General features: G+C 54.8%; 15 protein-coding genes. 7 read left to right on the forward strand and 8 right to left on the reverse strand.

Annotated features, from left to right (window positions below; translation table 11 throughout):
* Nucleotides 1-2: 2 nt before the first annotated feature.
* On the reverse strand, nucleotides 3-917 hold the full coding sequence (locus KF784_12920; GenBank protein MBX3119960.1) for a ChaN family lipoprotein: 915 nt from the start codon (nucleotides 915-917) through the stop codon (nucleotides 3-5).
* Between the two features lie 88 nt (nucleotides 918-1,005).
* On the opposite strand from KF784_12920, the gene KF784_12925 reads away from it, so the two are divergent.
* Complete coding sequence (locus tag KF784_12925) at nucleotides 1,006-3,477, forward strand: prolyl oligopeptidase family serine peptidase (protein ID MBX3119961.1); 2,472 nt, start codon at nucleotides 1,006-1,008, stop codon at nucleotides 3,475-3,477.
* Nucleotides 3,478-3,528: 51 nt separating this feature from the next.
* Entirely contained in the window at nucleotides 3,529-4,296 is a 768-nt protein-coding gene (locus tag KF784_12930) for a class I SAM-dependent methyltransferase (protein ID MBX3119962.1), read from the forward strand.
* Between the two features lie 255 nt (nucleotides 4,297-4,551).
* Here the strand turns inward: KF784_12930 and KF784_12935 are convergent, their stop codons facing one another.
* Nucleotides 4,552-6,567 carry a S9 family peptidase gene (locus tag KF784_12935; GenBank protein ID MBX3119963.1) on the reverse strand — a complete coding sequence of 672 codons (2,016 nt, stop codon included), beginning with the start codon at nucleotides 6,565-6,567 and terminating at the stop codon, nucleotides 4,552-4,554.
* A 42-nt stretch (nucleotides 6,568-6,609) separates the two neighbouring features.
* On the reverse strand, nucleotides 6,610-7,563 hold the full coding sequence (locus KF784_12940) for a dienelactone hydrolase family protein (protein MBX3119964.1): 954 nt from the start codon (nucleotides 7,561-7,563) through the stop codon (nucleotides 6,610-6,612).
* 52 nt (nucleotides 7,564-7,615) lie between these two features.
* Between KF784_12940 and rimO the strand changes: the two genes are divergently transcribed.
* The gene (gene rimO / locus KF784_12945; GenBank protein MBX3119965.1) at nucleotides 7,616-9,040 is read left to right on the forward strand and encodes a 30S ribosomal protein S12 methylthiotransferase RimO; all 1,425 of its coding nucleotides are present in this window, start codon (nucleotides 7,616-7,618) and stop codon (nucleotides 9,038-9,040) included.
* A 52-nt stretch (nucleotides 9,041-9,092) separates the two neighbouring features.
* On the opposite strand, the gene KF784_12950 is transcribed toward rimO, so the two are convergent.
* The 5 genes from KF784_12950 to KF784_12970 form a co-directional block, all read right to left on the reverse strand.
* Nucleotides 9,093-9,815, reverse strand: a complete 723-nt coding sequence (locus KF784_12950) for a C40 family peptidase (protein ID MBX3119966.1) — start codon at nucleotides 9,813-9,815, stop codon at nucleotides 9,093-9,095.
* A 107-nt stretch (nucleotides 9,816-9,922) separates the two neighbouring features.
* The gene (gene purQ / locus KF784_12955) at nucleotides 9,923-10,612 is read right to left on the reverse strand and encodes a phosphoribosylformylglycinamidine synthase I (GenBank protein ID MBX3119967.1); all 690 of its coding nucleotides are present in this window, start codon (nucleotides 10,610-10,612) and stop codon (nucleotides 9,923-9,925) included.
* Entirely contained in the window at nucleotides 10,609-10,842 is a 234-nt protein-coding gene (gene purS, locus KF784_12960) for a phosphoribosylformylglycinamidine synthase subunit PurS (protein ID MBX3119968.1), read from the reverse strand. The genes purQ and purS overlap by 4 nt, the downstream gene beginning before the upstream one ends.
* Nucleotides 10,843-10,878: 36 nt before the next feature.
* Nucleotides 10,879-12,570 (reverse strand): hypothetical protein, encoded by a 1,692-nt coding sequence (locus tag KF784_12965; protein ID MBX3119969.1) that lies wholly within the window; start codon nucleotides 12,568-12,570, stop codon nucleotides 10,879-10,881.
* Between the two features lie 153 nt (nucleotides 12,571-12,723).
* Nucleotides 12,724-15,267 carry a S9 family peptidase gene (locus tag KF784_12970; protein MBX3119970.1) on the reverse strand — a complete coding sequence of 848 codons (2,544 nt, stop codon included), beginning with the start codon at nucleotides 15,265-15,267 and terminating at the stop codon, nucleotides 12,724-12,726.
* A 148-nt stretch (nucleotides 15,268-15,415) separates the two neighbouring features.
* On the opposite strand from KF784_12970, the gene KF784_12975 reads away from it, so the two are divergent.
* The 4 genes from KF784_12975 to KF784_12990 all read left to right on the forward strand — a co-directional run bounded on the left by KF784_12975 (nucleotide 15,416) and on the right by KF784_12990 (nucleotide 21,612).
* Complete coding sequence (locus KF784_12975; protein ID MBX3119971.1) at nucleotides 15,416-15,859, forward strand: DoxX family protein; 444 nt, start codon at nucleotides 15,416-15,418, stop codon at nucleotides 15,857-15,859.
* A 4-nt stretch (nucleotides 15,860-15,863) separates the two neighbouring features.
* A complete protein-coding gene (gene coaE, locus KF784_12980; protein MBX3119972.1) occupies nucleotides 15,864-16,409 on the forward strand; it encodes a dephospho-CoA kinase in 546 nt (181 codons plus the stop codon).
* A gap of 286 nt (nucleotides 16,410-16,695) precedes the next feature.
* Nucleotides 16,696-18,654, forward strand: coding sequence for a hypothetical protein (locus KF784_12985; GenBank protein MBX3119973.1), 1,959 nt, complete (start codon nucleotides 16,696-16,698; stop codon nucleotides 18,652-18,654).
* A gap of 99 nt (nucleotides 18,655-18,753) precedes the next feature.
* Entirely contained in the window at nucleotides 18,754-21,612 is a 2,859-nt protein-coding gene (locus tag KF784_12990; protein MBX3119974.1) for a hypothetical protein, read from the forward strand.
* Nucleotides 21,613-21,638: the final 26 nt, after the last annotated feature.

Raw genomic sequence — 21,638 nt, forward strand, 5'->3', positions numbered from 1 at the left:
GGCTAACCGCGCTTAGGAGCGGCGGCTACATAAACATAGTCACCGATCCCCCTGCTGACTTCTTCTGAATCGGTCCCCTCGATCATTGTCATCGTGATCCCAGTCTCCCCGGTTCGCTTCTGAATCTGATAGTTGATCCCCTGTCCGTACATCACATGCCCTGCGCCCGCAACCACCACGAACACCGTATTTGAAATGGTGGGAGACTTGGCAAGGTATTTCAGAGCTGTGTCCGCCATTCCGGCATCCCACAACACTTGAGCCGAGTAAACAAACTCTGCCCGCTCGCCTGTCATAGGGTGACCCCCCATCAGAGCTGTAAAAACGGCGCGGTGGTTTTGATTTGTGAGATCGGGCTCAGGCACTTGAGCACGTATTTCGGATGAAAGAGACTTGAAGCCCTCACGGCCCGTTTGCCGGACCCATTCTCTTGGCACATTCATGGCAACCATCGGGAGTCGATACTTCTTCGTCGCTTCAAAGATCGGCCGATAAAGCGCAAAGTCAAACCCCCACTGCTTCTTCCAATCACTCTTCTCGATGAACTCTTCTTCACTCCACCACCCCAGCGTCCAGCCGTTGAGATTGTCTTGAACGGGTCGTGTGAACATCTCAAAACCAACGATCACGTTTCGTCCGCGCTTAGCTAACGCTTCAATGACCGTCGCTTGCATCTTGTGGTGGTCGGGATTGTCGTGAAGCTCGCCCAGAAAAACAAAACGGTGTCCATCGGCAGCAGCTGCAACGTCGTCCGGAGAAGCAAGCTTTCCACTCTGTGTAGAGCGAATCTTCCCCAACTCGACACGTAATGTTCCTGGCCTGCCGATTGAAAGTCTGTTCGGGTCGGAGGCAGTAGCCGGTTGCCCCTGAAAGAGAACGTGGGTCGAGGCAATGAGGATCGATGCAAGTGCGCTCATAACCGATATTCTACGTCCGACACCGTTGTGGATGCCTGCTTCTTGTCTGCCGCCACTGTCCAGCTAGAGGTAAAACCCCTCTATCGCCATGATTTCCGTTCTTATTGCCACGCTCACGCTTGCCCAAGCGCCCGCCGCTGATTTTGCTCAAGGTCTTGCTGTTTCAGGAGTTGCGCGTTCAGCGCGGTTTGCCTTCCAAACAGATGCTGTTCAGCCGATTATCGCCTCGGGCACGTGGACCGAACCCAAGCTTGATGCAGAGGTTGCAATGCCAGCGGGGAGTCCCCGAAAATGGACAGAGTTGAAGGCTAAAGAGAACGGGGCTTTTGATCAGCGACCGTTTAGTGGGGGCTACGCGTATTTCTCTGTTCACAGAGACGTCGACTCGGTAGAGATTCTTGAGGCGGCAGGGCATGGAATGGTCTATGTCAATGGCGAGCCGCGCATGGGCGATGTATACGGAACGGGATACGTAAAACTCCCGGTGGCGCTGCACAAGGGTGAGAACAGCTTTATGTTCTCGTCTGGGCGGGGCGAATTACGAGCAAAACTGACGAAGCCCTCCTCTGCCGCCGTCTTCAATCTTGCCGATGCAACGGTGCCGGACTTGGTCACAGCACCCCTTCCACCCAAATCGGATGGTCCCATATTTTCAAACGGCGGAGCGGCTCTACCCAATAGGAAAGTTGGTGTCATCGTCGTTAATGCCTCCAACGAACCGCTTGCCGGCCTCAAAGTCCGTCTTGCATTCCCTGGTAAAGCATTTATTGAGACCGAATTGCCGAACCTTCCTCCATGCTCAACGAATAAGATTCCGGTTGAGTTTGAGAATCCAAGGATAGAAACAGCGGGGAGCGTTGAAGCCACGCTGACGTTGATCGGTCCGGCTGGGATGCTCGACTTCCAAAAGCTCACTTTTCGTGTTCGGGAGCCTAATCAGACGCGCAAGGTTACTTTTCTGAGTCTCATCGATGTTTCAGTGCAGTACTTCGCACTTAACCCAGCTCAGACCCCAGGCAAGGACAAGGCCCTTGTATTGACTCTTCACGGCGCAGGCGTTGAGGCGATCGGGCAGGCCGATGCTTACAAAGGCAAGGATTGGGCAAACATTGTAGCTCCGACCAACCGCCGACCCTTCGGTTTTGATTGGGAAGATTGGGGTCGGAAGGACATGGCCGAGGTGCTGGGGCTGGCAACAACTATGTTGTCTGCGGACCCTCAGCAGATCTATCTCACCGGACACTCGATGGGTGGGCACGGAACTTGGCAAAACGGAGTCACGTATCCTGGCGAATTCGCGGCGATTGCCCCCAGTGCGGGTTGGAGTAGCTTCTTCAGCTATACGGGTGCACCGCGCCAAAGCCCCGACGATCCAGTCGATGAGATGTTTGCGCGAGCCCAGAACCCGAGCGACACGGTGGCTCTCAAAGAGAACTTCCGCAATCTCGATCTCTTCATCCTCCACGGCGACGCTGACGACAACGTGCCTGTTCGCGAAGCCCGGAACATGAAGGCCGAGCTTGAAAAGATGAACAAGACGTTCGAGTATCACGAGCAGCCGGGGGCGGGGCACTGGTGGGGGAATGAGTGCGTGGATTGGCCTCCCATCTTTGAGATGTTCCAGAAAACTCGAAGGCCCAAACCCTCTGAACTTATGAAGGTTGATTTCTCTACCTTCAACCCGTCCATTTCGAGTAAGTATTACTGGGTCACGATCGAGCGGCAAGAGTCATCGATGAATCTAAGTTCCGTGAAGCTCGAACGACAGGCTTCAAAGATGGTCGGAACGACGGCAAACGTCGCCATGCTTACAATAGACCCCGTCGCCATCGACAAGTCGTTGAATCCCTACATCATCGAAATCGACGGCAGTACAGTCTCCCTCCCAACCCCGGGGCTGGGCAATGACCCTATCGCGCTGGAGCGAGTAGATAAGCAGTGGAGACTCGCCCGCACGTCTACTGAGCTGAGCAAGTCATCGATGAGGTCTGGCCCGTTCAAAGAGGCGTTCAACCACGGAATGATCTTTGTCTACGGCACGAAGGGCGACGATGCCGAGAACGCATGGTCCTTTGCCAAGGCACGATTCGACGCTGAACAGTGGTGGTACCGGGGCAATGGCTATGTACCTCTCATGTCGGACGATGAGTTCAACCGATCTGATATACGGCATTTCGAGAATCGAAGCGTGATTGTCTTCGGCAACGCCGATACAAACAGCGTGTGGAATCGGTTCTTGAGCGACAGCCCGATCCAGGTTCGGCGCAATCGACTGACGGTCGGCAAGAAGCAGCTTAAAGGGTCAGGATATGCCACGCTCTTTGCGCGTCCTCGTTCAGGTTCAACAGTGGCAATGATCGGCGCGGTTGGTGGAACTGGAGTTGAGGGAATGCGCAGCACGGACAGATTGCCCTACTTCGTTTCCGGTACGGGCTACCCAGATTGGTGCGTTTTTACCAAAGATGTCTGGTCGAAAGGGCTGGCTGGGGTGCTCGGCAGTGGTTACTTCGATAACGACTGGCGTCTGACGATGAGGCAAACAGCATGGCGAGCCGAATGAGTAGGCCTCCCAGAATCCCTCATGTAAATCAGTCCAGAATCTAGGGTGCTTATGTCTGACACACGGCAACCGATCACTTCCTGGCGAGACTTCTTTAACCTACACGCCCCTCATTACGACAAGAATTCGTTCACGGCGTGGACAAGCACGGAGGTGAGCTTCCTTGAGGATCTCTTCATGCTTGCGAAGGGGGCGAGAATCCTTGATATAGGTTGCGGAACCGGACGGCATAGTATTGAACTCGCCAAACGAGGCTACGTCGTCACGGGTATCGATATCTCGAATGGGATGCTCGCACAAGCTCAGGCCAAGGCAAGAGGGGCTGGGGTCGAAGTCGAGTTCATCGAAGCGGATGCGACTCAGATTCAATTCGATGCAGTCTTCGATGCGGCGATCTGCCTGTGTGAAGGGGCATTTGGATTAACCGATCCCGACAAAGAACCGGTCGGTCATGACTTTGCCATCCTGAAGAACGTTTTTGCCGCGCTCAAGCCGGGCGCTCCCTTCGTTCTGAATGCGCTCAACGGCTACGCTACGATTCGTCGAGTGACGGATGAGATGGTTCAGATGGGGGCGTTCAACCCCGCAACCATGCACTTTGCCTACCAGGACGAGTTTGGGCCGGACGATGACAAGCACCTGGTTAACGTGCGCGAACGGATGTTCATCCCTCCCGAACTGGTCTCGATGCTGCGATTTGTTGGCTTCGAGGTTGAGCATGTATGGGGCGGAACCGCTGGGGAGTGGGGTGACCGTCCTTTGAAGCTCGATGAGATCGAAGCGATGTACGTTTGCCGCAAGCCGTCGACAAAAAAATAACCCCTCCTTTTCAGGAGGGGTCTCCCCAATCGAGTGAATAATTGCTGGGGTGAAGTTCAGTTGAACGTCCCTACCAATAAGATACGGCATTGAAGAGCTGTATGTGAACCCTTGTCAGCCCTCTTAAACCATTTCCGTCAGATAAGTAGAACGATTCTTGCGAAGCTGGACAAATCAAGAAGAAAGTGACCGCCTTGATCGAAAAAAGCAGACACAACGATCCCTCAATACTTGGGACAGGCCACAGAAAACGGATTACTTTAGGTGTCTATCCCACCACTGAGTAATCTCGTTTAAGCGATGCGCTCGAAGGTCGGGTGGTCCACTTCGGCTCATGCCGTGTGAGGTGGTCGATGGGTACCGAATGAATCGGCTATCGACACCTTCCTGCTGAAGGGCAGTGAAAACCTGTTCACTTTGCTCAATGTTGCAACGCAAATCCCCTTCGGAGTGGATGATAAGCATCGGCGTTTTTACATTTTTGAAGAAAGCGATAGGTGATTGATTCCAAAGCTCCTTAATATCTTCATGGTCACCCCAGGCAATGCCTTTGAAGTAACCGTTCTTGTTGAAAGGAAAATCGCTGTTGCCTGCCATTGAAACCATATTCGATACACAGCGGTCAGTGATGGCAGCCTTGAACTTGTCGCTATGCCCAACCGCCCAATTGGTCATGTAGCCACCATAGCTACCCCCCATAATTCCCATCTTTCCAGGGTGAACAAACGATTGATGCTCGATCCAGTGCGTAAAAGTTTCGACGTCCGCCCAATCGCGATTGCCCCAGTCTCCGCTTATGACGGCACAGTGGTCCTCTCCGTACCCTTTCGACCCTCGCGGGTTGCAGTAGACAACGACGTACCCTGCTGCCGCCAAAACTTGGAATTCATGAAAGAAAGCCCATCCGTACTGTGTATGAGGCCCGCCGTGAACCTCAAGCACCGCTGGGTACCTTTTGGGTGCGAGGTAGTCGATTGGTTTCATCACCCATCCATGAACCTTATGACCATCCTCTGATTCCAACCATAACTCTTCCGGCTCGCTAAGTTTGATCTCCTCGTGAAAGGTCTTGTTGAGATGTGTGAGCAGGCTTGGCTCATCGCCAGATTTGTCCAGGTCGATGACCCCGATCTCAGGCAATTTGATAGCCGTGCCATAAGCGCAAGCTATCTTGGAGCCATCTTTGCTCACATTGCCAAGTCCGAGGCTGTGGTTCCCCTGAGTCAGGAACTCGATCCCACCCTTGTCTGGATCGCACATGGCCAGTTGCTCTGACCCATGATGTCCGAGAGCGAGGTAGATCGCCTTACTGTCTGGCGCCCAAAGGATCGTCGAGCCGTGTGCAGAGTCCTTGGTGTCGCTGATAGTGGAAGTCGTCAAGCAGTAATCGTCGTTTTCTGTCAGGCACTTGGCGTCGCCGCCATCTGCCGGGCAAACCCACAGCCGCGTGTTTCTCGCGCCCCAAGGATCTTCGGGCGTGTGCCTTCCTGTGTAGGCTAAGCGCTTTCCGTCAGGAGACCATCGGACTGAGCTTTTGGGCCCGTCAGGCAACCCTTCTAACTTCCAGGCTTGCCCTTCAAGGTTCACGCGGAAAATCTGATCGTTGTCCTCTTGGGCCATCGGTCGCTTGTTGACCGTGTGAATGACGGCAAGTTCATCCGAATTTGGCGACCAATCGTAGTCATACATTCCAAGTGGACACGCTTCGTAGAGCAGATTGTGCTCGCCCGACTCAACATCGACAATATAGAGGCGAAAGCGCTGACCGCCGAAGTATCCGTCACCATCAAGCCGGTACCAAACGTCATCCAACTCCCACGGTGGAGTGCTCAGCCCCTTCTCTTCGCGCTCCTTCTTCGCCTTCTCGGTCCAGTTCGGATGCGTCTCTCGGAAGGTGAAGGCGATCTTCTTGCCATCGGTCGACCATTTGAAGCCCCCGATCATCCCTTCCGGCAGCGAGGTCAGCTTGCGCGCCTCTCCGCCGTGCACTGGCATGACGTATATCTGAGGGGAGGGCTTTTCTCGCCCGCTGATAAAGGCGAACGATTCTCCGTCCGAAGACCATCTGCCGTGGCTATTGCCGCCCTCTGCCTGCGTCCATTGCTGGACTTTGCCATCCATATCGACCGTGCAGAGCTGTGTGATGTATTTGTTCTTGTCGTTGATATGCTTTCTTGTGAAAAGAATGCGGCCTCCGTCAGGGCTGATCTGGGGGTCGCCGACGAAGGTTATCTTGAGAAGGTCGTCAATGCGGATGGGTCTCTTCGGCATGGCGAGAGGTTACCCTTGACGACGCCGAATTAGGCGGGCCGCTCAGTGAGTGTGAGACTTGAAGAAATCCCAAATTCGGGACGTTGCATCGTAAGTTTTCACGTTCGGCCCGATCGTATCTTCGCGGAGTCCAGCGTACTGCCCGCCCGGCCATCCATGCCCCTGCCCCAGAATCTTGACGACGGTAAAGCCCGCCTTATCCTTGCCCGGGCCGTACTCCCACGTCTCCAGGCCGCCCTTGTTCGTGTGCGAGGCGGGCTTCGTCGGACATCCCATCCCCTTCGCCCATCGCTCCACGCTGTCCATTACGGGAGGAACCGTACTCTTCCCCCAAGGCAGCGTCCTTTCGCCACCATCCCACAGACAAAGCGGGTCCTTCTCACCAAAGATCGCCAGGGTTGGAATCCCCCTCTTCGGCGTCGCGCTCACCGCATACTGCCCCATCACCGGAGCGATAGCTGCGAACACATCCGGGCGCTCCGCGCCCAGCCGAAACGTCATGCCCGCCCCGTTGGAGTGCCCCGTGCAGTACACCCTCGCCGAGTTGATCTTGTAATCCTTCTTGATCTGGGCAAGCAGCGCGTCGAAAAATTCCAGATCGTCGATGCGCCCTCGTGGAGACCTGGGTTGAAGCTGACCGCTGTTCCAAAGGTTGGGATTCGTCAGAAAATCGGATTTCTGCAGCGGCCGTGCGGCAAGCCCCGTCGGCGCGCAGGCGATAAACCCGCCCTTGGCCGACATCGCCGACCAGCCGTTTCGGTCCAGATAGAGCTCGCCGTTTCCGCCCGCCCCATGAAACACGAACACCAGCGGCACCACCGTCTTTCCCGTGTAGCTTGCAGGGACGTTGAGATGGTAGGTCCACTCATACCCCGCCGCCTTGATCGTCTTGGCAACCGGCTTGGGGGCTGGAGAAAACTCCCCCGCCGGTGTGGCGAGAATGGCGGCAGCGAAAAGCACGAGCGGAGTCATGCTGGCCCAGACGAGGCGAAGCAAGGCGGGTTCACCGTTCTGGGACCCGGTATCCCGGCTCTGCCATAATCCATCTATGCCCAAGACGCCCAAACAGCCTCCAAGCGACGGTCCATTGAGCGTCAAGATCGTGACCCTCGGCTGCGCCAAGAACGACGTGGATAGCGAAGAGATCGCGGGCGTCCTGCACGAGGCCGGTCACAAGATCGACGGCATGGCGAAGAAATCGGATGTCGTCATAATCAACACCTGCGGGTTCTTGGAAGCCAGCAAGAAGGAGTCAATTGAGGCCATCAAACAGGCCGTCGCCGACAAGAAGGCGGGCAAGATTTCGAAGGTGATCGTCGCCGGATGCCTCAGCCAGCGCATGGGCGCCGAGCTTGCCCGGCTCGCCCCCGGAGCCGACACCTACGTCGGCGTCGGGCAGATGGGACGCTTCCAAGAGATCGTCAAGGAGACCATGGTCGCGCGGGAGAAGTTGATGGACGTGTCGCCGCCGCACCACCGCTGGGCCGACGTCCCGACCCGCGCCCGCACCGGAAAACCGTGGTCGGCCTATTTGAAGGTCAGTGAAGGCTGCGACCACAAATGCACCTTCTGCACCATCCCCAGCTTCCGAGGAGGGCACGTCAGCAAGCCGCTGGAGCGCATCGTCGCCGAGGCCAATCACCTTGCTCGCACAGGCACAAAAGAGATCAATCTGATCGCCCAAGACGTGACCCAGTACGGCAACGACCTTTACAAGAAGCAGATGCTCCCCACCCTTCTGCGCGAGTTGAACGCCGTCGAAGGCATCGAGTGGATACGTATCCTGTATTTCTATCCTAACCGCCTCACCGACGAAGTCATCGAGGCGATGGCGACGCTGCCCAAAGTCGCCCACTACATCGACATTCCACTCCAGCACGCCCACCCCGAAACGCTCAAGCGCATGAAGCGACCGTGGGATGGCGACCGCTACCTAAAGCTTTTTGAGAAAGTTCGGAAGGCCATGCCCGACGTGGCGATCCGCACCACATTCATCGTCGGCTTTCCCGGAGAAACCGACGAGGAGTTTGAGTACCTGCTGGACTTTGTCGACGCCGCCCGCCTCGACCGAGTGGGCGCTTTCGTCTACAGCCGCGAGCCGGGAACTCCCAGCCACGACTATGACGGTCAGGTTCCGTTCAAGGTCAAGCGCAAGCGCTACGACGAGATCATGACGCTCCAGCAGGGGATCTCATTGGCGGTCAACGAGGATTGGATCGGTAAAGAGCTGACGGTGCTGCCTGAAGAGCACCAGCAGGGTTGGACGATCTGCCGGTCGCACCGCGACGCCCCGGACATCGACGGCCTTGTCTTCGTCCCCGGCGAATTGGTGCTCGGCGAGTTCGCGCGCGTAAAGGCGACTGGAGCCGAACCCTACGATCTGTACGCCGAAGCGACGAACCACAAGATGATTGGCGGAAAGGCAAAGAAGCTGACCTCACTTCGCCAGGCAGAACCGATCGCTCCGCAATAGTCGGTTCCGATTTGCGAGTGCGCGAATTTATTCGCGCTTTAAGTGAGGCGATTTATCGCCGCGCCGCGACCAAAATCTTCAGCCACTTTGCATCGCCAAGGTAATCCGTCGCGACTCCCTTGTTCGAGCTCGACGAATGCACGAAATAGCCGTTTCCAAGATAGATACCGGTATGCCCGACCTTGTTTCGTTTATGATCCCAGAAGTAGAGCCTGTCGCCTTCCTTCAGGTCCTCAAGTTTAGTGATCGGCGTTCCCACCTTCACTTGCTCTGCGGCGGTTCGGGGAAGATCGACGCCGATCTGTCCGAAAAGATATTTTACGAACCCCGAGCAGTCAATGCCTCTAGTGGGGTCGTTTCCGCCCCATTTGTAAGGGGTGCCTTGATAGTTCAATCCGTTGCGCGCAGCGCTTGCTCGTGATCGGGAAGAGAGGTTTTGATAGTCTCGATTCCCCTTAGGTACGTCGAGGGTGACGACGTACGCGAACGTTGCAACGGCTTCCGATTTGATATAGCCGTAGGCGCCGTTCTCCATAAGAACTTGCAGCCAGCCGTCTTTCGAGCTGTTTTGGATGACGAGATACTGATACTCTTTGGTCTTGTAGTAAGTCTTCGACTTGGTGCTCGGCTTCGAGAAAATCGTCGCCGCTTTGAGCGCTTGTCCAAGCTTGCCGAGTTCAATCTTCTCGGTCTCTTGAGGCTTGGCCTGAGCGATCACCAGGGTTGCTGAGATCGCGAGGATTGCGGCCAATATCAGTCGTCTTAAAATCGTCATCGCTCTTTGGGTGTGTGTAAGAAAGGAACTTTCCTCATCGTACAAGAACGGAATTCCATAATGATCCGTTCAGTCCCTATACAAATCTTCGGCGAATTCCCAGATTCCTACACCCCAGCCTTGACGACGGAAAGTGCGTTTAAGATCAGTTTTCCGTCTTCAGAGCCAAGAATTCCTTTCGTCGCTCTCTCGGGGTGGGGCATCATGCCCAGCACATTTCCCGATCTGTTTAAGATACCCGCGATATTCCACGCCGATCCATTGGGGTTCGACTCGGGTGCGATATCACCCGCTGCCGAGCAATACTGAAAAGCGATTCTGTTCTCGTCTCGGAGCATCTTCCACGTCTCGTTATCGCAGACATAACGACCTTCGCCGTGAGCTACCGGAATCCGTAAAACACGGTCAACCCCAGCAGTCCACATCGAGGTTGTGTTGATCGCCTTCAGATAGACGTCTTCGCACACAAATTTCTGACTGTCATTCAACAGAAGCGCTCCAGGCAAAAGCCCAGCCTCGCAAAGAACTTGAAAGCCATTGCAAACCCCAATGACTGGCCCTCCATCATTTGCAAACCGGACGGTCTCTTCCATGATCGCCGCACGGCTGGCAATGGCGCCGCAGCGCAAGTAGTCGCCGTAGGTAAATCCGCCCGGGACAAAAACAGCATCGAACCCATTGAGTGAGTGGTCTTCGTGCCAGACGTACTCGGCTTGCACGCCGATATCTTCTCGAAGCGCCCACAAGGCATCTTGATCGCAGTTTGCCCCCGGGAACCGGAGAACAGCGACTCTCACTGAACGACCTCGAAGCGGTAGTCCTCGATCACGGGGTTCGCGAGCAACTTGTCGCACATCTCCTTGACCCTTTGTTCCGAGTAGTCATTGACTTGAAGCTCGATGAGTTTGCCTATTCGGGCGTTATCGATCTCATCAAACCCGAGCTTTTGAAGGGATCCGGCAACTGTCCGACCAGCAGAATCGAGAAGTGAGGGCTTGAGTGTGACGTAGACGCGCACCGTGACCATGCGGTCATTTTGACACCAACAACCCCAGACTCCATCCTAGGCTGCGACTTCAATAGGCCATTTCAGGCTCAAATCGGTCGAAGTCTTGCCGTCTAATCGCAAATCGATGGTCCACAATCGCGTTCCAAATCGCTCCATCGGAATGAGAAAAGCCTCCTTCCGATGCATGCTGATCTCAGGTCTTTGACCGATAAACATCAACACGAGCCCATCGATATCCGCATCTGGAATGATCTGGATGCTTGCGTGCTCCTCATGGAAGTGGGGCCACAGCCGCAAGTTTCGGCGCGTTCTTTCGAAAGCATAAAGCTCGTCTGGTCTGTAGAAGACCATTTTTGCCTGTTTAGCGATAGCCAGCATACGCCTCAAAGATGCGTTGACAGTCTCATTGTCCACCGAATCTGAGCGAATCACGGCATGGAAACAGCCATGAACCGCGCTTGCTTCCTCAATGATTGCGTCGATGCTTTGATCGCAGGTGACTTCTCCAGGAAGATAGGCATGATAGGGCAACTCAGCGCAGACGTTGGGAGTCCCGTCTTTTCGAATCGGTGAGAAAGGATGGCAAGTTCCAAAGGCAAATCCAGAAGTCCCTGGTTGGCGACCACCTTTGCTCAGCGACATCTTTACGCCAGCGGTGTCGCACATCTCATAAAAATGTCGCCAGTTTCTCCACTGTCCATCTGCAGGACGGGATGAGCTAAAGCTTGAAGTTCCCGCCGCACGGCCCAACGCCAAGTGCTGAATCTTTAGGCGCTCTTCGTGCCAGTAGCCCCCCTCTTCGCCAGTAAATAGAAGACCGATTTCATGTCCCCAAGAGCGCATGGTTCGGTAGACATCGAGCGTATAGCCGGGAGTGGCAACCACCCAGGCAGGCTGGCAACCGAACATTGTAAGCAGGGTGTGCGCTCGGTGAACGTGATCGTAGTCGTACTCTTCGCTATCGATCGTGAGCGCAGCGACAGAATCGGCATTCTTAGGCCAGTACCAGGTCATCACGCTACATGCGCCGCTTGCCTCGATGGCCTCAATAACGGCACGTACCCAGATTTCGCGGACCAAATCAGCATGCGGCTTGGCAAAGTGGGGGTGTGATGCGCCCTCCGCAGTGATTCGGTCGGACTCAAAACTCAGTGCGATGCCGTCTTCGGCGCGCAAAATCTGATCATCAAGGTGAGCAGAGTCGTCGTCAGGACCGATTCCATCCGTTTCGACGCTAACGCCCATCTGCATCTGGCACATCGTTTGGCCAATATGAGGGCCTATGAAGAGCATGATGCCCTTCTCGGTCTGAATGCGGTTTACGGCGGAGAGCTTCCTGAATGGGACGACATTTTGTCCCCTCACCGACGCCATCAATTCGCCGCCAAAGAACCGAATGCTGTCTGCATGTTCAGGCCACAGCCGGTCAGTTTTAGGACGGGTAAGCGTACCGTTCGAGATTCGTTGGGGGGTTCCGTCTAAACCAAACAGGGGGTCTAAACCCCAGCTTGATCCGCTTGCTACGAGCGAGCCGCCGGTTTGTAGCCACTGTCCGATAGCGTTTCGCTGAATGTTCGAGACAGAGCCATAGCCGCAAAGCAGGATGACGTCAAACTCGCCGACCTCGTCGGTCGTGAGAGTGTCCAACGGTGTGAACGGAATGCCCACATGCTCAAGCGCTTCACGATAATATGCGGCGTAGGAGTCCCCTTTCGCCAAATACAGCCCAATTTTTGCCCACTTCATAGGTTGCATGGATGCACCTGCCACCCCTCCGATTGATTATCGGCAAAATTGCGAGCAGTTCTTAACCAAAGTTAGAGCCGATATCTGCAGCACGGGCAAGACAAAAGGGCCGGGATAAAAACCCCGGCCCTTCCATGCTCCACTAAAGGCAGATCAGTTAGTACCGCCGTCACCTGCTTCTTTCGGCTTCTCCTTGCCCGCATTCTTGACATACCGATCAAGCCACTCAACCCACCGTGCCCAAATGTCGTTAAGCGTCTCGCTTGCGATTGGACCGTGATCTTCATAGGGATACATGTACAGCGAGGCTGTCTTGCCAAGGACTTCTAAGGCGTTGAACATCCGCTCGGAGTTAATAGGGTGGGTGCCAACGTTCATGTCGTCCATGCCGTGATACATCAACAGTGCGCCGTTGAGGTTCTCTGCATACAGCATGGGTGACATGTTGATGTAGAGCTCTCGGCTTTCCCAGATTAAGCGCTGCTCGCTTTGGAAGGCGAACGGTGTGAGCGTTCGGTTGTAGTTGCCATCTCCGGCGATGCCAGCCTTAAAGTAAGGTGTTTGAATCATCGCATGCGCGGTGCTGAATGCCCCGTAGCTATGCCCACCGATTCCAAGGCGATCACGGTCGATCAGGCCTCTCTTGTCCAGTTCGTCTATCGTTGCTGAAAGGTTGTTTCTCAGGTCAGAAAGATAGAAGTCGTTGATCCGATTCTGAGGGCCGACAATCGGGCAATCCGGTTCGACAATCACATAGCCAAGCGTTGTGAGATACTCAACTGACAGGTTGCCAAATGTCGGGAATTGGTTCTTATTGTAGGTTCGCTGACGGTCGTTGTATGCTTGCTGTGTTGCAAACTCACTTGGGTAGAACCAGAACATCGCGGGAGCCTTCTGACCCGCAACGAAGAATTTTGGAGTTGTGACAGTGACCCAGAATTTGAAGCCATCGACACGTGTGACCTGAATCCTTTGGGTTGGACAGCGGGACACTTCTGCCTGGTAATCCACATTCTGAGTGAGTTTCTTGGCATCTTTGGTTTGCGTTGAATACAACCAGTTGTCTGGCAAGACGTCGCGAGACTGTCGGTTCAAAACAAGTGTCGAACCTTCACTGTCCAAGATCTCGTTCAAGGTCTCATACATAGTGTCGGAGCTATGCCACACACGCTCCTTTTTGCCATCGCTGATCGATACAGCATCCAGGAACGGCCTTGGCGCCTCTTTTTCGGGGTCCTTGGAGTACTGCGTCCCACTCAAGAAGACGCGGCCCGTGCTTGAAACACGAACGACATCGACCCCTTTTGCCCCTGGAGCGGTCATTAGCCTGCCGGGATTGGCATAAAAGTCGTCGGTGGCATAAGAATAAAGCGTGGTCTTCTTTTCGGGCTGATCAATGTTTACGGTGTAGAGCACGCTGTTCGATCCGGCTGTGCCGGTAAGGAAGAGTGTCTTCATGTCCGCGGCATAGGAGACCGAGCCGATGCGTTCGTTCGTTTTGTAGATCGGTTTTGCGTCGTCTTTACCGAATGGGGCAACCCACTGAATGACCTGGTCTTGGCGCGTGGCTTGTCCTTGTTGCTGGGGCTCAAGCTGGAGATAGCTCAGGCCCTCGCCATCGGGTCGCCATGAGAGATTACGTCGGCCATTATTGGTTGCTCCGGCCTGACCTCCCCCTCCACGTCCTCCGCGACCTTGTTCGTCGTCTTCGTCAAAAAAGTCAGGATCGGGCGCGCCACCCCCTGTTCTTAACGGAGTTTTGCGGATTTCGACAACGGCTTTTCCAGACTCATCCCAAATCTCTTCAACGGTTCCAAATGAACTCATCGGTACGAGATAGGAAAACGGTTTGAGCATCGTGCGAACGATAAAGTGCTTTCCATCTGGCGACGGATTGACCGAGAGAATCATCTTCGGTTCGCCAATACGCTTGACTTGCCCAGACTTGGCGTCGATTCTCACCAATTGCCCGACCGAGTAATACTCCAGCAAATCTTGGTCGTATTGCGTCTCCAGCAGCCCTCGATAGGTTCGCAGACTGTCTCGACCAGAGTTTGTGACCATGACACGAGGCTGTGATGCGATTCGCGGGCGCTTTGGCGTGGGTGTGCGGTTGTCTGGCACGACGACCGACACGATCTCCTTATCGCCATTGACCCACTGTAGGTTGGTCACATGCACCGGAAGAACGGATATTCCGCTCAATCGCCGAGTTTTGCCCGAAGCCGCCTCCGCGATCCAGATCTCCGATCTCAATTCAAAGTGAGCAAAGAAGGCAACTTGTTTCCCGTCGTTCGACCAAGCTGCACCCGTAACTTTTGAGCCGGGTGGTATCTGAATCGAGTATCTCTTGCTGGTATTCCACTCAAAAAGGTCATAGCCTACGGCTCCTCGCGTGGTCATGCTCCGTGCACGGTTGGCGTTCGCATCGACCTGAAGTCCACCCAAAGTGAAGTAAACCTTGCCTACAGATTGAAGATCGCTCATCCCACCGGAATTGGCGATCAAGAACCGTGACCCATCTGGGCTGAGATTGGTCAAGTTGACGTTCAGGTGTCTTGGAGCGTTCAATAGATCGGCCACGGGCTTAGGCGGGGCGATATAGGCTTCCTTGTCGATAACCTGGGCATACGAGCCAACGGCGATACCAACGAGCAGACTTGCGGTCCACCCACGCAAGAAGTTTCTCGAATTCATCGGATTAACCTTACCGCGCAGAGCAGGGAAACGCTACTTTTCCGAACAATCTCGCTATAAGACAATCCCTAAGAGTTTCGGACCCAAATCCTAAAGGGCGGCGGCAACCCAGACCCGATTTCAACGTCTGGTTTATCGAGAGTGCTCCATGCCCGAGAACAAACTGAGCCACTATGGTCTATTCGTGATGCGCGTAATTCTGGGGGCTGTCTTCTTCTATTACGGATCAAGGCATCTGTTGATGCTGTTTGGTGGGCAAGGGTTCAACTCAACGCTCGATTGGATGGAAAGGCGCTATCACATCCCTCCAGCATTTGCCGCACTGGCGATTTTTGCTGAATTTTTTGGCGGGCTGGGTGTTCTCGTCGGTCTACTGACACGGTTAGCAGCGTTTGGGATTGCCGCGACGATGGCAGTGGCAACATATGTCAACTTTGCCCAGCTTGACCTTTACGATGAGACGACAGTTCAGCAGTTTGGGCTTCCTCTCGTGCTTTTTGGAATGAGCGTCCTCCTCATCACCACAGGAGGGGGAAAGATTTCTCTTGACTGGAAGCTGAGCCATCGCAAGAAGAAGGGCGAGGCGGCTTGAAATCTTGAAGCGGATCGCCCTCACTGGAGGAATCGCCGAAGGGAAATCGACCGTTCTCGGCTATCTTCGCGACCTCGGCATCGCCGTAGAGTCGAGTGATCATATCGTTTCGCAACTCTATGAAAACGATTCTGTATTGTCGGAATTGAGAGCGGAATTGGCCATTGAGGGCCCCGTCACACGTGAAATAGTCCGTAATTTGTTACAAAAACGGCCTGAGATTTTCCAAACACTGAATCGCATCTTTCACCAAAGAACTCTTGATCGCATCCTCAAATCTTCGGCCCAGGTTGTTGAGGTGCCATTGCTCTTCGAAACGTGTATTCAGGCTCAATTTGACCGAGTTTGGGTGGTGACATGCGGTGTTGAAGAGCAGCGAAGAAGGCTTTTATCCCGCTATGAAAACGAGTCGGTCGCGGAGCAAATGCTTGAACGCCAGTTGCCTTCACGGGTGAAATGCGCCTTTGCCGATGTGATTGTCCGAACCAATCGCTCGGAAGCGTCCGTCCTTGCCTTTGTAGCCAGGTGGGTAAAAGAAGAATTCGTTTAGCTTGTTGCGATCTTGATTTCGACATGCTATACTTCACCCGGCTTCGAGGCTGAATCATCGAAAGCGTACGAAGTTGCACATATTGGGAATCGGCAATAATCGGTTCCAACGTGCGAACAAGCGGAAGACAAGCCGCGAGCTTGTCGTTTTTTGCGTTTGCCGTGAGGGAGGATATGTGTGGTCTTAAGGTGGATGTTATGCTTCTAAGCAAAACCAAGTTTCAGAGGACTGACAAGGAGGACACGTCATAGTGAGGCGGTTCATCAATTCGTTCCTAGGTAGGGCTGTGAGCCAAATCATCGTGATGGCGCTCATCCTGCCTTTCACAGTTTTACTGTCAAGCAGTAAAGCCGTTGCCCAAGTACAGCAAGCTCAAAGCTGGGCTGTTCTTGAGTTCATCAACCCCGGCGCAGGTGGAAGGGAAGTAGGCGCTGCAGCGTCAGAAGCCGTTTCAGGCGAACTGGCAAAGCTAAACCGTTACGATGTTATTCCCAGCGAGACCGTGAATAGAGCGGTCGAGTCACTCAACCTTCAAGCCCCCGTCACAGACAAAATCAGCTTGATGCGGCTCGCCAATGAGCTGCGTGCGACAACACTCGTCACAGGCGAGATTATCGGTTGGCGCACCGTTTCCGAAGGCGGTGGACGCAGAGCTGAAGTCATCATGCGCGTCGTAGTTATCGACGTTGCATCGGGCCTGGGCGTCAACGGAGCCGGCTTGCGAGCGCATTCAAGCGTTCGTGCAGGCAATGTCGACGATCAAACGCTTCTTAATGAAGCGTTCCAACAAGGTGCCGCAGCCGCAGTGGCTGAGATTCAAGCAAAGACTCTGCCCACAGGCACAATTTTAAATACATCAGAGAATACGGCTCTCATCAACCAGGGCACACGAACTGGTTTTGCCAAGGGTCAAGAAGTCATCATTCTTCGCGGCCGTGAGCAGGTTGCTTCGGCAATCGTTGAGGAAGTTGAGCCCGATAGCGCGGTCGTTAAGGTGACCCGCCCCATCAAGGGTATCCAGCCAGGCGACAAAGTTCGCGTGGTCTTCGATCCGCCTCGTCCGAAGCTCGATTGGCGAGCAGACAACGGCGTGAGCTACGAGAAATCCAAGCGTGGAGGCAGCAGCAGCGGCTTCACCACGGTTGTTCTGGTACTCGGTCTCGTTGGCCTCCTCCTTAGCGGTGGACGTTCGGGCAACCAAAAGGCTGCTGACGATGTCGTCGCTGAAGCCGGTATGTTCCCCGAAGGTAGCGATGTCTTTGGCGTACGCGTCAAGTGGCGTCTCGATCTATTCGCTCGCGGTAACTCGCAGCGTGTGGAATGGCAGGTTTATCGAAACGACGTCCCAGGTTCGCCTGTGATGGTCGCGAACGGCCTCGACACGTCTGTTGTTGACGACAACCTCGCTGGTCGTAACGTTACTTACGGCGATTACGGCGGAGTTATCGGTGGCAGCACCTGTAACAACCAGAGCAATCCGACAACCAGCGCGACCGTTGATGGCGTCGTTGCCGGGCGGCCGTACAACTACTCCGTGGCATTGGTTTATCGACTCGCGTTGATCGACCTCCCCGGTGGTGGTAGCAGCGGCTCTGGCGGTGGCACTGGCGGTCTCACGACTGGCGGCACCGGTGGGCTTTCCACGGGCGGTACAGGAGGCACCGGCGGTACGACTGGAGCTACGACGGGTGGTTTGACCACTGGTGGTACTACAGGCGCAACCACAACAACGGGCGCTACGACAACCGCAACCGGCGGCACCACAGGTGGTGGTGGTACCGGTGGCGCAGACACCTACTGCTTCTTCATTTCACAGCGATCCTCGGCTCGCGGTATCGCAACACCTCTGGCACGGCTGACGCTCGTCTCGCCTGCGCCGAATACGGTTGTTGCAAGCGATATCCCGTTCACATACAACTCGGCAGTTACGGCGTTCCCGATCACTTGTCAGTACGCACTGCAAGTTTCGACGGACCCCAACTTCCCGAAGAACAAGTCGAGAATCTACGCAACCCTGACACGCTCTGATCTGGGTGTGCTTAGCACTGGCGCGATCACTAACCTGGTCAACCGGCTGCGAAGCGACTTCGGCAGTGCGCAACAGGAGTTCTGGTGGAGAGTTGGCGCAAGGAATGTAGCCGACAAGCCAGGTCCCATTGCAGACGCGAGTGGAGAGCGCTATATCTTTAGCGCAGCACGACGGTTTACAATTCCGTCGCCGCCTCCGCCCCCGCCTGTACAATAGCTGAAACTTGGAAAATCAGGGACTCCCAAGTGAACTTGGGAGTCCCACCAGACGACATAGCATTACGCTTACATCCTGGTTTGCGAAAAGGGATGAATTATGAATACGTCATATAAGAAGGCATTATCAATAGCGGCGCTTGCTGCAGTAGGAGTTTCCACAGCGGCAGCACAAGCTGACTGGGGGTTCCAGTGTATCGACCCCGGTAACACGACAGCCCGCTCACCAGACCACGCGGTCGCTATGATCGGGAACAACGTTTTTAGATGTCACGTTGGGCAGTCCGGAACAATCACATACGGTGACGTGGATGGCAATGCCCCCGCTCCGTGTTATCCCGCAGCAACAACCGGAAACCTAGCAGGACGAATCGGTTTTATGATGGGTACGCAGGGCTCGGTACAAGACCAAAACCCCGCAGACCCTGCAAATGCCAACTTTACAGACGACCTGATGGTGCTCACTGTTGGTATGCCATTCGATCCGAGCGGCACTTACAGCTACGCGACGACCACAAAGAACGGCGTCAGAACACTGTTTGGCGCAAACGGTCTTGGTACGTCGTTTGTTGGGGCTTCACACCGGTACATGATTCACGATTCCACGAATGATGGAATCTATGTTCAGCTTCGTGTCGACCTTATCGCAGATACCGCACGACTACAGTGGACGCTTGTCAATCTTGAGAATCAGATTAACACCGTCGGCCTGTGGATTGGAGCGGACATCGGTATGATCACGAACGGGTCGGACCTCAACGGTGCGAATCAATCCGGTACCGGACTTGCGGGACTTACGTCGAATCCCAAGCCCGCATATGCGGTTCTGCCCGGTCGTCGACCGCCCGTTACTGAGAAAAGGCTTAACCGTACGATTGATCCGGGCACATACCCAGATCACCTTGACTTTTACTTCGGTCAAACGGCTGCAGCTGGCTTGAGAATTGATACGGGTCCAACTCCTGGTACGACCGATGAAAGCGGAAACAGCGATGCAACCCAATCGGAAGAGGTCGTCCTTGGAAACAAGGGTTTCATTACCGGTCCCGCTGGTGGCGACAACACGTTTACCGACTCTATCATCGGCGATGTGCTGTGGTTAGGCAATGCTTCCTACCTCGTCAAGTATCCGGAAACCCCGCTTGCTGCAAATCCTAACCCGATTGCGAGCGCTGATCCGGGTGCAAACCCTGTCGGGACAAGAAAGCAGATTATTAGCTACGTGCGAACGCCTTGGGGCGTTGGCAGTTACTCATTGCCGTACGCAGCGGTCGCAGATGCACCTGTCCTGGTAGCAGAAAATCCGAACGGACAAGACGGCTTAAGCCCGAATCCGATGACGATTCGTGTCTATGTAGACAATATCTTTGCTTACTCAGACGTTGAGATCGGTACGCCGTTGAACGACGTGAAGATCACACTCAACTTGCCGAACGGTCTTTCCCTCGCCCCTGGCGAACTCGGAACCAAGACCATTCAAGTGCTTGGTCCACGGCAGATGGGTTCTGTCGATTTCCAAGTAGAAGCCAACGGTGTTGAGTTTGGCGACCTTCCCTATACTATCGTTGTAGACCCCGCCGGTGTGCCGAAGGATAAGACGTTGCATGGCATTGTCCGTGTGGCAGCGACACCGAGAGTTACAATTCGTCAAGACTCGAACATGATCTCGATTCCGTGGAACTTCCCGGACACGGCTTTCAACACAATCTTTGCTCCGTTGCAGATGCCGGTTGATTTCCAGGCCTACACCTGGGACCCTGTGCAGAACGGTTACATCCCTGCAACTAGCGCACAGCGTGGAAAGTCATTCTGGATCGTTTCGAACACGGATGAAGGTTCGGTTCCCTACACAGGAGCTACAACCCCGACGGATACGTCAACGGGCTTCCCGCTGATCAACCTCACACCGGGTTGGAATATGATCGGTAATCCATACAACTATGCGATTCCCGTTTCCCAGCTCGTTGGCCGAACAACTTCAACGACCCTGACCTGGGCGCAAATGCTGACGCAAAATGTAGTCAGCGGCTCCTTGGTTTGGTACGACTCTTCAATCGGCGACTACCAGTATCTGCAAGGACTTGATGCGTTCATCGAGCCTAACAAAGGCTACTGGGTCTACGTTTTTGAAGAGTTCGACCTTGACTTCTCATCGGTCACGCTCCCCGGTCTGCCGGGCTCGAACCGAAGCTCAAACAATGCGATTCCGTGGCAGCAGACAGACAAGCAATGGCGACTGAAGCTCTCCGCTCGAACGAACAATTCGATCGACGCAGAGAACTACATCGGAGTTGCGAAGTCTCAGGCTGAAGCACGAAACCTTACAGTGTTTGAAGCTCCGATGTCGCCGACACAAAAGGTCGCTCTCTCCACTGAGCAGATGGTCAATGGTCAGCCGACTCGGATGGCGCAAGCGTTGATTGATAACAAGGCTAAGCGAGAGTGGAAGGTCTTTGTGACCGCTCAGGAAGCTGGCGAAGTCGTCTTGACTTGGCCGAACGTTTCGACCCTGCCGAAGAACGTAAGGTTCCGCCTTACCGATGTCGCAACAGGTTCGACACGCGACCTGAAGGGTTCCTCAGGCTATACCTTCAACATGGCAGCAGCGGGCAGCCGCGAGTTCAAGTTGGAGGCGCTTGCGGCCGGAGCCGTGAATGCAGTCATCGGAAACGTGGTTGCAACACGACCTGGACGAGGCCCTGGCGATCCTCTCAACATTACGTACACGCTATCCAGCGATGCGAACACGACCGTCCGAATCCTTTCGGGCAGCGGACGTGAGATCTTCACCGTGACGCGCGGACGTTCTGACCGGGCTGGCGAGAACACCGCCGTCTGGACACTTCGGGACAACGCGAACCGATTGGTCGCCCCAGGCGCCTACCGGGTCGAGATCCTCGCAGAGACTGAAGGTGGCGAGCGAGTGAGAAAGGTCGTTCCGATCAATATCATTCGCTAAGTTAGAACAACAAAACGGAGCCCTTG

The organism is Fimbriimonadaceae bacterium (assembly GCA_019638775.1).
GTDB lineage: Bacteria > Armatimonadota > Fimbriimonadia > Fimbriimonadales > Fimbriimonadaceae > JAHBTD01.